The sequence below is a fragment of the Streptomyces sp. NPDC005863 genome (assembly GCF_042871345.1).
Classification (GTDB): domain Bacteria; phylum Actinomycetota; class Actinomycetes; order Streptomycetales; family Streptomycetaceae; genus Streptomyces.
The window spans coordinates 764597-777351 of sequence record NZ_JBIAII010000003.1 but is presented as its reverse complement, the minus strand read 5'-3'; the positions used below and the strand labels follow the sequence as shown (position 1 = coordinate 777351).

Sequence of the window (12755 nt, the reverse complement as noted above, 5' to 3'; positions counted from 1 at the left end):
AGCGACAGCCCGTAGGCCCGCCGCCCGCACCCGCGGTGCAGCGCATCCGCCTGCGCTACACCAAGCGCGGCCGCCTCCGGTTCACCAGCCACCGTGACTTCCAGCGCGCCTTCGAGCGGGCGCTGCGCCGCGCCGAGGTGCCCATGGCGTACTCGGCGGGGTTCACCCCGCACCCGAAGGTGTCGTACGCCAATGCCGCACCCACCGGCACGGGCAGTGAGGCGGAGTACCTGGAGATCGCGCTCACCGCGCCGCGCGACCCGGACAAGCTCCGTGAGCTCCTCGACGAGTCGATGCCCACCGGGCTCGACATCGTCGACGCCGTCGAGTCCCACACCTCGGGCCTCGCCGACCGGCTGACGGCGTCCGTCTGGGAACTGCGTCTGGACGGGGTGGAACCCGCCGAGGCGGGGCGTGCCGCCGAGCTGTTCACGGCCGCCGAGCAGGTCGAGGTCCAGCGCCGCACCAAGAACGGCATGCGCACCTTCGACGCGCGCGAGGCCGTCGTGAGCCTGGCCCCGGTCACCGACGGAGCGCCGATCACCGCCGACACCGATAGGCCGACCGACAAGCCCTGTGCGATACTGCGGCTGGTTGTTCGGCACGTGACACCTGCCGTACGACCTGACGACGTCCTGTCCGGTCTCCGAGCCGTGGCCGACCTGGCGCCGCCGGTCCCCGCTGCGGTGACCAGGCTGGCGCAGGGGCTTTTCGATGAAGAGACCGGCACGGTGACCGACCCGCTCGCGCCCGACCGCGAGGCAGTCACGGCCGCATCAACCACGGCCGCCGTAACTGCCGCCGCGAAGGTGCCGGCGCCGGAAGGCCCCCGTTAAGGACGTACGTCACCGCGCAGCCCTCGTACTCGGGAGCCACCTGGGTCGGGCAGCGCACTGACCGAGACTTTCGCCAGGCCGTCCGCACTTGGGCGTACGGAACCGGCGAGACAAGACAGAGAGCTCCCGTGCGGCGCCCACGCCCCCGGATGGCGGCCCCGCGCACACAGCGCGAGCCGCGGCCATCACCGGACCAGGCGCGGCGCCCGGGAGCGTGACGGGAGAACCGCCCGCATGCTTGAGCCGAACGACCCCACTGAGGGCTCGCAGAACGACACCCCCAGCGACACCCTGCCGCCGCGCCGCAGGCGCCGCGCCGCGTCGCGTCCCGCGGGCCCGCCGACGGGCGCCGCCGAAGCCGCGGCACCGGCCATAGCGGCCACCCCCGCCCCCCAGAACGCCGCCGACGACGCGGACGAGGTCGAGGAGACCGAAGAGGCGGCCGCGGCCACCGAGGCCCCGGCCCCCGAGCCGGAGGCCGCTCCCGCGCCCCGTGCCCGCCGCCGCGCGACCCGTCGCGCCTCCGCACCCGCCGGTGCGCCGCAGGGCGCCGCCGCGCAGGTGACCGAGCCCGCCGAGACCCCGGCCCCCGCCGCGGCCGAAGCGCCCGCCGAGGCCGAGGCCGAGCCGGAGGCCGCTCCGGCGCCCCGTGCCCGCCGCCGCGCGACCCGTCGCGCCTCCGCACCGGCCGGCGCCCCGCAGGGCACCACCGTCGAGGCGACGGCCGCCGTCGAAGAGGCCGCAGAGGCCAGGACCGAGGTCGAGAACATGACCGCGGCCGAGCCCGAGCCGGTCGCCGACGAGCCCGCCCCGCGCCGCGCCCGCCGCCGCGCCACCCGCGGCGCGTCCGCCCCCGCGGGCGAGCCGAAGGCGGCCGCCGAGGAGCAGGCGCCGAAGGCCACGAAGGCCACGAAGAAGGCCCAGGAGCCGGCCGCCGAGAAGCAGGCGCCCGTCGAGGAGCCCGCAGCCGAGACCGAGGCCCCGGCCCCGCGCCGCCGCCGCGCCACCCGCAAGACCGCCGCCGCCGGATTCTCGGCCCCGTCGGGCCACAAGGCCCGCAAGGCCCAGGCCGCGGGCGACGAGTCCGGTGAGGACGGCCGCAAGCCCGCCCGTCCGGCCGTCGCCGTCTTCCAGGCCCCGGTCTTCGCCGAGCCGATGTTCCAGACCCCGGAGCGCGCCGCCGCCGCGGCCGCCGCCGAGGCCGCCGAGCCGGAGCCCGCCGAGCCCGCCGCCCCCGTGGCGGAGGAGGAGCAGACCCCGCGCCGTCGCCGTCGCCGCCGCGCCGCCGACGAGCAGCCCGCGGCCGCCGAGGAGCGCGAGCCCGTCAAGGCCGCCGAGCAGCGGCGGACCGACGCCGAGCCTGCCGAGCCCGCCGCCGAGGCCGCCGAGCAGGGCGACGACGACTCGGACACCGACGCGGAGGAGGCCGGCGAGCGCCAGGGCCGCCGCCGTCGTCGTGGTGGCCGTCGCCGCCGCCGCGGTGACTCCGCCGACCAGGACGGCGAGCAGCACGACGTCTCGGGCGAGTCCGAGGACACGGCCGCCGACGAGGCGGACCACGCCGACGAGGACGGCTCCTCCGCCGAGCAGGCCGATGACGACTCCGAGGACGACGAGTCGGCGTCGGAGCCGGGCGGTTCCGGCTCCAGCAGCAGCCGTCGCCGGCGCCGCCGCCGTCGTCGCGCCGGTGACTCCGCCGAGGGCGAGCCGGGCGACGGCGACCCGGAGCGTACGGTCGTGAAGGTCCGCGAGCCGCGCAAGAAGGAAGAGCGCGAGCTCGGCACCGGCGTCGACGAGGTCACCTCCATCAAGGGCTCGACCCGCCTGGAGGCCAAGAAGCAGCGCCGCCGCGAGGGCCGCGAGCAGGGCCGCCGCCGCGTGCCGATCATCACGGAGGCCGAGTTCCTGGCCCGCCGTGAGGCCGTCGAGCGCGTCATGGTCGTCCGCCAGAACGGCGAGCGCACCCAGATCGGCGTCCTCGAGGACAACGTGCTCGTCGAGCACTACGTCAACAAGGAGCAGGCCACCTCGTACGTCGGCAACGTCTACCTGGGCAAGGTCCAGAACGTGCTGCCGTCCATGGAGGCCGCCTTCATCGACATCGGCAAGGGCCGCAACGCCGTCCTGTACGCCGGTGAGGTCAACTTCGAGGCGCTCGGGATGGCCAACGGCCCCCGCCGCATCGAGTCCGCCCTGAAGTCGGGCCAGTCGGTCCTCGTACAGGTCACCAAGGACCCGATCGGCCACAAGGGCGCCCGCCTGACCAGCCAGGTCTCGCTGCCCGGCCGCTACCTCGTGTACGTGCCCGAGGGCTCGATGACCGGCATCAGCCGCAAGCTGCCCGACACCGAGCGCGCGCGTCTGAAGACGATCCTCAAGAAGATCGTCCCCGAGGACGCCGGCGTCATCGTGCGCACCGCGGCCGAGGGCGCGAGCGAGGACGAGCTGCGCCGTGACGTCGAGCGGCTCCAGGGGCAGTGGGAGGACATCCAGAAGAAGGCCAAGATGTCCACCACCAGCTCCCCGAGCCTGCTGTACGGGGAGCCGGACATGACCGTCCGGGTGGTCCGCGACATCTTCAACGAGGACTTCTCCAAGGTCATCGTCAGCGGCGACGAGGCGTGGCAGACCATCCACGGCTACGTCTCGCACGTGGCGCCCGACCTGGCCGACCGGCTCTCGCGGTGGACCTCCGAGGTCGACGTCTTCGCGACGTACCGGATCGACGAGCAGCTGGCCAAGGCGCTGGACCGCAAGGTCTGGCTGCCGAGCGGTGGTTCGCTGGTGATCGACAAGACCGAGGCGATGATCGTCGTCGACGTCAACACCGGCAAGTTCACCGGCCAGGGCGGCAACCTCGAAGAGACCGTCACGAGGAACAACCTGGAGGCGGCCGAGGAGATCGTGCGCCAGCTCCGGCTGCGCGACCTCGGCGGCATCGTCGTCATCGACTTCATCGACATGGTCCTGGAGTCCAACAGGGACCTGGTCCTGCGGCGCCTGCTCGAATGCCTCGGGCGGGACCGTACGAAGCACCAGGTCGCCGAGGTCACCTCGCTGGGCCTGGTCCAGATGACCCGCAAGCGGGTCGGCCAGGGCCTCCTGGAGTCCTTCTCCGAGACCTGCGTGCACTGCAACGGCCGCGGCGTCATCGTGCACATGGAGCAGCCGTCCTCCGCCGGTGGCGGCGGCAAGCGCAAGAAGCGCGGGCGCGGCGGTGACCAGCAGGACCACGGTCACGACCACACCCACGAGCACGAGCACGAGACGGCCGACGACACCGAGACCGCGGCCGAGGTCGAGGCCGAGGTCGCCGCTCCGGTGGCGCTGCCCGCGCCCGAGTTCGTCCCGGACGAGGAGCTGTACAGCAGCGCGGCCGAGGCCGAGGCGGCCGCTTCGCGCGGGGGCCGTTCGCGGCGCCGTGCGACCCGGCGCGCGTCGGCTCCGGCGGGCGCTCCCCGCGCGGAGTCCGCTCCCGAGGAGGCCCCGCAGGCGGAGGCCGCACAGCCGGACGCCCCGAAGGCGTCGGCGAAGAAGTCGGGCCGTCGCTCCAGGGCCGCGGAGAAGGCGGCCGAGCGGGCCGAGCGAACCGCCAGGGCCGAGGCCGAGACCGCCGAGGTCCCGGTCGTCGAGTCCGACGTCGCCCGCACCGAGGCCCCGGCCGTCGAGGACCCGATGGTGGGCTCCCCCCAGGCCGTCGAGGCGGCCCAGGAGGCGCACGCCGAGGCCCCCGCTCAGGACGACGCCGCGCCCAAGGGACGTACGCGCCGTCGTGCGGTCCGCAAGGCGACGTCGCCGGCCGGTTCGCCGAAGGCCGCCGAGGGCACCGCGCCCGAGGCAGCCGAGGTGGTCGTGGCGGAGGCGCCCAAGGCGGAGCAGGTCGCCGAGCCGGTGGCCGAGCCCGTGGCCGAGGCGCCCGCCGCCGACGCCGCGCCGCCGCGTCCGCGCCGCCGTGCGGTCCGCAAGGCCACCGCGCCGATCGCCTCCGCGGAGGCGGCCGTCATGGTCGTCCCGTCGGCGGAGAAGCCCGCGGAGCAGCCCGCCGAGCAGACCGGGACGGAGGCCGAGGCCCCCGCCGCGGAGGCCGCCCCGGCGAAGAAGACGGCGCGCAAGGCCGCCAAGAAGGCGCCGGCGAAGAAGACGGCCGCCAAGAAGACCGCGGCCAAGAAGACGGCCGCCAAGAAGACGACGGCCAAGAAGACGTCGAAGGCGACGGCGAAGAAGACCGCGGCGGCGGAGCAGTCGCCGTCCGGTGTCTCCGCCGGAGCGGCCGACGAGGGCTGACCTTCACGGCCCGGTGCCCCCTGTTCCGCATCCGTGCGGGGCAGGGGGCACCGGTCTGTGGGGGCCCGTACGGGGCTTGTCCGGAAAAACGGGTTCCGCTGCACGAAAGCGTGAAGTGGGGCCCCCTCCCTTGGAGTGCCGGGGGATACCTGTAAAACTCATGCGGTCTGATAAGTGAACAGCGACGTGAACGCGCGGTTGGGGAGACCGTGCGCCGCGTCAGGGGAGGGATGACAGATGGCGCACACGCGCCTGCGAGGCACGGGACGACACCGTGCCGTGAAACCGGTCAAGGGCGGCCGCCAGGCCGTGGCGCTGGCCACGGTGCTCTCCGCGGCGGGCATCCAGGCCGCGGGCTCCGTGGGGACCGCGTCGGCGGACACCGGGCCCACCTGGACCGAGGGGCCGATCTTCAACGACCCCAAGGGCTCCGTCGACGAGCAGTACGCGGTCCGCACCCGGCTGGTCGAGCTGACGCACTCCGCGGTGCCCGGCTCGACGATCAAGGTCGCGGTCTACCACGTGTGGGAGGCCACCGTCGTCGACGCGCTGATCGACGCCAAGAACCGCGGCGTGCACGTGCAGATCCTGCTGGACTCCACCAGCAAGACGGACCGGCCGACGAACACCTCGTACAACGAGCTGAGGACGGCGCTCGGCACCAACACGAGCAAGTCGTCGTTCGTCTCGCTCTGCCCGACCGACAAGTCCTGCCTGGGCAACCCGGCGTACGGCAAGTCGATCATGCACAACAAGTTCTGGCTGTTCTCCGAGGTCGAGGGCGCCAGGGACGTGGTCGTGCAGACCACGTCGAACTCGACGCCGTCGGCGCACACGAAGTTCTACAACGACGCGCTGCTGCTGCCGGACAACCCCGCGATGTACGACGCGTACGCGGAGTACTTCACGGACATGGTCGGCAAGCGCTGGCAGGACTGGGACTACCGCACGGTCAGCAGCGGCCGCTACAAGTCGTACTTCTTCCCGCGCAACGGCACGGTCAACGAGACCGACACCATGTACTCGGTCCTGAACAACGTGCAGTGCACGTACAAGGACGCGGCGGGCGCCACGAAGCACACCCAGGTCCGCGCCGCGATCTTCAAGATCACCCGCAAGCAGATCGCCGACAAGCTCGTCTCGCTGAAGAAGGCGGGCTGCTCGGTGAGCATCCTTTACGCGGAGACCGACAGCGCCAAGAGCCAGGGCGGCACCCCGGGCACCTGGGAGCAGCTGCACAAGTCGGGCGGCCCCTCGGTGCGCTGCTTCAACGACGACCGGGACCCGCTGCACCCGGGCACCCCGCTCACGACGCCCTACATCATCCACTCGAAGTACCTGCTCATCGACGGCATGTACGACGGCAGGCGGAACAAGATCTCCTTCACCGGCTCGCAGAACTACACGGCGCCCGCGCTGCGCGAGAACGACGAGGCGATCGTCAAGATCGACGACGACTCGGTGCACGACACGTACCGCTCGCACTTCGACCGGACCCGGGCGGTGGCCTGGCCGGGCAGCGCCGACAAGACGGATCTGTGCAAGGGCGTCAAGCCGCTGCCGCCGGACGGCGAGCCCACCGTCAGGTGACCCCGGCCGTCCTGGGCGGGGGAGGAACGGGGCCGGTTTGACCCTTCCGGGTGGGCCCCGTAACCTTGACCGTCGGCGTGTTCCTATGCACCGCCACCCCCTGTAAACCTTTTTCCTCTCGTGGCCCGGGCCGTGTCGGCCCGTTCCGGGAGAGAGGCCGTTCCGCTCTTCGGGCGGGCGGCTGGACTGCGGGGGCACCGTTCCGAGCGAGAGAGAGATCCGCGTGTACGCCATCGTGCGCAGCGGTGGTCGCCAGCACAAGGTTGCTGTCGACGACATCGTTGAGGTTGACAAGATTTCCACTGCCAAGGTTGGCGACACGGTCGAGCTCTCGACCCTGCTCGTTGTCGACGGCGACGCCGTGACGAGCGACCCGTGGGTGCTGGCCGGCATCAAGGTCCAGGCCGAGGTCGTGGACCACCACAAGGGCGCGAAGATCGACATCCTTCGCTACAAGAACAAGACCGGTTACCGCCGTCGTCAGGGTCACCGTCAGCAGTACACGGCGATCAAGATCACCGGTATCCCCACGGCTGCGAAGTAAGGGACTGAGACAAGATGGCACACAAGAAGGGCGCATCGTCCACTCGGAACGGGCGCGATTCCAATGCTCAGCGGCTCGGCGTGAAGCGCTTCGGCGGTCAGACCGTCAACGCCGGTGAGATCCTGGTCCGCCAGCGCGGCACCCACTTCCACCCGGGCTCGGGCGTCGGCCGCGGCAAGGACGACACCCTGTTCGCGCTGGACGCCGGTGCGGTGGAGTTCGGTACCCACCGCGGCCGCAAGGTCGTGAACATCGTTCCGGTCGCCTGAGTCCGTCTTCACTGACTGACCAGTCGCTCGTCGAGCGAGTTCTGCGAGGGCGGACCTCTCTTCCCGGTGTATCGGGAAGCGGGTCCGCCTTTCGCGTGTTAGACGTAAGACATTTCCGTACGCCCCCTCTGCCGTGAAGGCGTGGGGGGACCCCCAGGAGGCACCGAACCATGACCACCTTCGTGGACCGCGTCGAGCTGCATGCCGCCGCGGGTAACGGGGGCCACGGCTGTGCCTCCGTCCACCGTGAGAAGTTCAAGCCGCTCGGCGGCCCGGACGGCGGCAACGGCGGCCGTGGCGGTGACGTGATCCTGGTCGTCGACCAGGACGTCACCACGCTCCTCGACTACCACCACAGCCCGCACCGCAAGGCCACCAACGGCCAGCCCGGCGCCGGCGACAACCGCTCCGGCAAGGACGGCCAGGACCTCGTGCTGCCCGTCCCGGACGGCACCGTCGTCATGGACCGGGAGGGCAACGTCCTCGCCGACATGGTCGGCCAGGGCACCACCTTCGTGGCGGGCCAGGGCGGCCGCGGCGGCCTCGGCAACGCGGCGCTGGCCTCCGCGCGGCGCAAGGCCCCCGGTTTCGCGCTGCTCGGCGTGCCCGGCGAGGAGCGGGACGTCGTCCTTGAGCTCAAGACCGTCGCCGACGTGGCCCTGGTGGGCTACCCGAGCGCCGGCAAGTCCTCGCTGATCTCCGTGCTGAGCGCCGCGAAGCCGAAGATCGCGGACTACCCGTTCACGACGCTCGTCCCGAACCTCGGCGTGGTGACGGCGGGCTCGACCGTCTACACCGTCGCCGACGTGCCCGGCCTCATCCCCGGCGCCAGCCAGGGCCGCGGCCTGGGCCTGGAGTTCCTGCGCCACGTCGAGCGGTGCAGCGTGCTCGTGCACGTCCTGGACACGGCGACCCTGGAGTCCGACCGCGACCCCGTCTCCGACCTCGACGTCATCGAGGCCGAGCTGCGGGAGTACGGCGCGGGCCTGGAGAAGCGCCCCCGCATCGTCGTGCTCAACAAGATCGACATCCCGGACGGCCAGGACCTCGCCGACCTGGTCAGGCCCGACCTGGAGGAGCGCGGCTACCGCGTCTTCGAGGTCTCCGCCGTCGCGCACAAGGGCCTCAAGGAGCTCTCCTTCGCCCTCGCCGAGCTGGTCGCACAGGCGCGTGCCGCGAAGCCGAAGGAGGAGGCGACCCGCATCGTCATCCGGCCCAAGGCCGTCGACGACAGCGGCTTCACGGTCACCCGCGAGGAGGTCGACGGCGAGCCGCTGTACCGCGTGCGCGGTGAGAAGCCGGAGCGCTGGATCCGCCAGACCGACTTCAACAACGACGAGGCCGTCGGCTACCTCGCGGACCGCCTCAACCGCCTCGGCGTCGAGGACGAGCTGATGAAGGCCGGTGCCCGCAACGGCGACGGCGTCGCCATCGGCCCGGAGGAGAACGCGGTCGTCTTCGACTGGGAGCCGACCATGATGGCCGGCGCCGAGATGCTCGGCCGCCGCGGCGAGGACCACCGCCTGGAGGCGCCCCGGCCCGCCGCGCAGCGCCGCAAGGACCGCGAGGCGGAGCGGGACGATGCGCAGCGCGAGTACGACGACTTCGAGCCGTTCTAGCCCGACATGTGAGAGGGCCCCCGAGCAGCAGCTCGGGGGCCCTCTCACATGTTCACATCAGGTCACGCGGTGACCGAGTCCTCCGCGCCGTTCTGCTCGGCCTGCTCCGACGCGTCCTGCTCGGCCTCCTCGGCCGCCTCCTCCGCGGCGCGCTGGCCGGGGATGTCCGCGTCGACGCGCTGGTCCATGCGGGCGCGGCGGGCGTCCGCCTGGGCGCACAGGGCGAGCGCGGCGGCGTTGAAGCGGACCAGCGAGGGCGGGTCCGAGGGGCCCAGGAGGTGCTCCTTGAGCTCGGCGCGCGCCTCCGCGTGGGAGTCGAGCTCCGGGGCGCGTACGGCCTTCAGGAGGGCCGTCACGCCGTCCGCCTCGGGGGTGAGGATCGTCGCCGCCGACGCCGTCGGGAAGCTCGCGCGGAACTCCGCCTCGGACATGCCGGCCGTGTTGGCGACCGCGTACGGCTTCTCGCTGCTCAGCCAGTCGGAGACGACCGAGGAGACGTCGCTGACCAGGACGTCGGCCTGGTTGAAGCAGGAGAAGATCGCGGGGCGCGCCGCGGTGACGATCTGGTGCTCCCACTCGGGGAAGGACGCCCAGAACGCGGTCTCCCACGCGGCCGTCGCCGCGGCCACCGCGGCCTGCTGGTCGCCGTCCGGGGAGCCCTGGAGCATCATGCGCTCCTGTTCGTCCGCGCTCTTGCGGAAGGAGCGGGCGGTCAGCCGGTCCAGCTCCTCGGTGCGCCGGGCCAGCTCGGCCGCGGCCTCGGCGCCGGGCCGGGCGCCGGAGCGCTTGGTGTTGGCCGCGGCGATCATCGCCTTGATGCGCTCGTTCGCGGCGCCCGCCGCCGGGTTCTGCGAGCCGGTCATCGGGTGCGGCTTGTAGAGGAGGCGCACGCCGGGGTCGGCGAGCAGCTCACGGACGATGTTCTCGCCCGCGAGGACCACCGAGGTGTTGCCCGGGTTGCCGTCCCAGCCCTCCCAGGTGGGGGCGTACAGGACGGTGGTGAACGCGCCGGTGGGCGCGCCGGAGTAGGGGCGGATCGGGGACAGCTGGGGGCGGCCGACCTCGACCACGTCCTTGTCCTCGACGCCGATGTCCGCCAGCTGGTAGCGGTCGCGGGCCGCGGGGCCCGCCACCCACACCTCGTCGTACGCCTTCGCGTACGGGTTGCAGGAGGAGAGCTTGTCGCTCTCGCCGTGGTTGATGAAGGCGTGCTTGATCGTGGGGATGCGAAGGACCTGCGAGGTCTTCGCGGCGTTCGCCGGGTGCAGCATCATCTTCAGCGTCGACGTCTCCAGGGAGAACATCGTCGCGACCTTCGGGAAGCAGATGATCGGGACGTCGGTCGCGTCGATCTTCTGCACCATGAACCGCTCACGCAGCACGATCAGCGGCTTGCCGTCGAGCTGGGCGAGGGTGGAGAGCCACATGTTGGCCTGGTACGCGGATGTGGTGCCGCCGGAGAAGTACATGGCGACGGTCGGCTTGTACCGCGCCAGCCACGCGTCGAGCCACTCCATGACCTTCTCGTCGTTCTTGGCGCGCTTCTTCGGCAGCAGCCAGGTGGCGAGGTAGAGCGCGCCGGCGCCGATCAGCACCAGGGAGACGGCGAGCCCGATGCCGCCCCAGTACGCGTCGGTGGTGCCCGCGGTGACCAGCAGGCCGGCCGTCGCCGGGACCGAGAAGGTCAGCAGCCGGTGGGCCTGGCGGCGGGAGAGGATCCGCGGCGGCGCGGCCGTCAGGTGCAGCTTCGAGGTGTCGATGTTGCGCGTGACGATCGGCAGCGAACGAGTCCGGCGCACCAGGACGGCGACGGCCTGGCAGCCGAAGTGCAGGGCGTAGAAGGCGAGCAGCGCGATGGTCAGCGGGGACTGCTCGGCCAGCGGCTCGATGCCGTCGATGCGCAGCAGCCCCACCAGGATCAGCATGTCGCGGAGCAGCTGGCGCACCGTGACATCGAAGCGGATCTTGCCAAGGAGGGAGAGGAGGCCCGGCTGCTTGTACTGCAGATAGATGTCGAGCGCGAGATTCGCGGCCGCCGCGGCGATGAACACCGGGACGTAGGGGATCAGCGCGGTCGCGAGCTGCGTCGCGAAGAGCGCGAACATCGCGAACAGCGCTGTCAGCTGCACGATGCGTCGGGGGGCGAGTCCGGCAGAGGGCACGGGCTTGGGCTCCTGGCGGGGATGGAGGGGATGAAGGGGGAGTGGGGGGAAGTCGACCACTGACCGTATGACGTGCAGTGGCCTACTAGCAATCTTCCGTGACGTCAATCACCGGATAAAGGGGCAAAGGGACTGAACCTCGAGGCCGTTTTCTGCCTCTGACTCGAATACGCTCATGTGTTTTCCATGGTGCGGTCCGTTCCTCGAAACGGACGGGCGCCCCGCCCATGCGCTCACGTAGATTGCAGGTCCGGAGCACGCAGGTCCGGGGCATCGGGAGCATTTGGGGAAGAGCGTGGCAGCGGCAAGGCAGTCAGTGGCAGAGGCCCGGCGGGTCGTCGTCAAGGTCGGGTCGTCGTCCCTGACGACCGCGTCGGGGGGCCTGGACGCGGACCGCGTCGACGCGCTCGTCGACGTCCTGGCCAAGAGCCGGGGCGGCGGTGAGCGCGAGATCGTGCTCGTCTCCTCCGGCGCCATCGCCACGGGACTCGCCCCGCTGGGCCTGGTGCGGCGCCCCAAGGACCTCGCCCGGCAGCAGGCCGCCGCCAGCGTGGGCCAGGGGCTGCTCGTGGCCCGCTACACCGCCTCCTTCGCGCGGTACGGCGTACGCGTCGGACAGGTGCTCCTCACCTCCGACGACATGGCCCGCAGGGCCCACCACCGCAACGCCTCGCGCACCCTCGACCAGCTGCTCGCCATGGGCGCGCTGCCGGTCGTCAACGAGAACGACACCGTGGCGACCGACGAGATCCGCTTCGGCGACAACGACCGGCTCGCCGCCCTCGTCGCCCACCTCGTCCACGCCGACCTCCTCGTCCTCCTCTCCGACGTGGACGGCCTCTACGACGGGGACCCGGCGCGGCCCGGCACCTCCCGTATCGACGAGGTCACCGGACCCGCCGACATGGCGCACGTGGAGATCGGCAGCGCGGGCAAGGCGGGCGTCGGCACCGGCGGAATGGTCACCAAGGTGGAGGCGGCCCGGATCGCCGCCGCCGCCGGCATCCCGGTCGTCCTGACCTCCGCGAGCCAGGCCGGCGACGCCCTCGCGGGCCGCGCCACGGGCACGTACTTCCACCGCACCGGGCGGCGCTCCGCCGACCGGCTGCTCTGGCTGCAGCACGCCTCCGAGCCGCGGGGCGCCCTGATCCTCGACGAGGGCGCGGTGCGGGCGGTGGTCGAGGGGCGCAAGTCGCTGCTGCCCGCGGGGATCGCCGGGGTCGAGGGCGACTTCGCCGCGGGCGACCCGGTCGAGCTGCGGGACGCCGACGGGCGTGCGGTGGCGCGCGGTCTGGTGAACTTCGACGCCAAGGAGGTGCCGATGCTCATCGGTCGCTCCACCCGCGATCTGGCGCGCGAACTCGGACCTGCGTACGAGCGGGAGGTCGTGCACCGGGACGACCTCGTCCTGCTCCACGGGTAGCCCCGGAAAAGCCCAGGTCGGCTCGGAC

8 protein-coding genes are annotated in these 12755 nt (G+C 72.2%); 7 read left to right on the top strand and 1 reads right to left on the bottom strand.

All coding sequences use genetic code 11. The features are described 5' to 3' along the window. Positions 1-35 precede the first annotated feature (35 nt). The 6 genes from ACFYO9_RS15780 (at position 36) to obgE (ending at position 9142) form a co-directional block, all read left to right on the top strand. Complete coding sequence (locus ACFYO9_RS15780) at positions 36-836, top strand: TIGR03936 family radical SAM-associated protein (RefSeq protein WP_355808312.1); 801 nt, start codon at positions 36-38, stop codon at positions 834-836. A 234-nt stretch (positions 837-1070) separates the two neighbouring features. Continuing rightward, positions 1071-5120: an Rne/Rng family ribonuclease gene (locus tag ACFYO9_RS15775; RefSeq protein ID WP_358775993.1), complete on the top strand. Its 4050-nt coding sequence runs from the start codon at positions 1071-1073 to the stop codon at positions 5118-5120. A 237-nt stretch (positions 5121-5357) separates the two neighbouring features. Continuing rightward, a complete protein-coding gene (locus ACFYO9_RS15770) occupies positions 5358-6710 on the top strand; it encodes a phospholipase D-like domain-containing protein (protein WP_355808318.1) in 1353 nt (450 codons plus the stop codon). Positions 6711-6933: 223 nt separating this feature from the next. Next, positions 6934-7254 carry a 50S ribosomal protein L21 gene (gene rplU / locus ACFYO9_RS15765; protein WP_055566950.1) on the top strand — a complete coding sequence of 107 codons (321 nt, stop codon included), beginning with the start codon at positions 6934-6936 and terminating at the stop codon, positions 7252-7254. A 14-nt stretch (positions 7255-7268) separates the two neighbouring features. Then, complete coding sequence (gene rpmA / locus ACFYO9_RS15760; protein WP_030564037.1) at positions 7269-7523, top strand: 50S ribosomal protein L27; 255 nt, start codon at positions 7269-7271, stop codon at positions 7521-7523. A 170-nt stretch (positions 7524-7693) separates the two neighbouring features. Then, positions 7694-9142, top strand: coding sequence for a GTPase ObgE (gene obgE, locus ACFYO9_RS15755; protein WP_355808322.1), 1449 nt, complete (start codon positions 7694-7696; stop codon positions 9140-9142). 62 nt (positions 9143-9204) lie between these two features. Here the strand turns inward: obgE and ACFYO9_RS15750 are convergent, their stop codons facing one another. Next, positions 9205-11304, bottom strand: a complete 2100-nt coding sequence (locus ACFYO9_RS15750) for a hypothetical protein (protein WP_358775991.1) — start codon at positions 11302-11304, stop codon at positions 9205-9207. 316 nt (positions 11305-11620) lie between these two features. On the opposite strand from ACFYO9_RS15750, the gene proB reads away from it, so the two are divergent. After that, positions 11621-12727, top strand: coding sequence for a glutamate 5-kinase (gene proB / locus ACFYO9_RS15745; protein WP_358775989.1), 1107 nt, complete (start codon positions 11621-11623; stop codon positions 12725-12727). Positions 12728-12755: the final 28 nt, after the last annotated feature.

Bases quoted from the DNA above. Each gene is read 5' to 3' on its own strand.
- ACFYO9_RS15775 (WP_358775993.1), top strand. From the start codon at position 1,071: ATGCTTGAGCCGAACGACCCCACTGAGGGCTCGCAGAACGACACCCCC.
- ACFYO9_RS15770 (WP_355808318.1), top strand. From the start codon at position 5,358: ATGGCGCACACGCGCCTGCGAGGCACGGGACGACACCGTGCCGTGAAA.
- rpmA (WP_030564037.1), top strand. From the start codon at position 7,269: ATGGCACACAAGAAGGGCGCATCGTCCACTCGGAACGGGCGCGATTCC.
- obgE (WP_355808322.1), top strand. From the start codon at position 7,694: ATGACCACCTTCGTGGACCGCGTCGAGCTGCATGCCGCCGCGGGTAAC.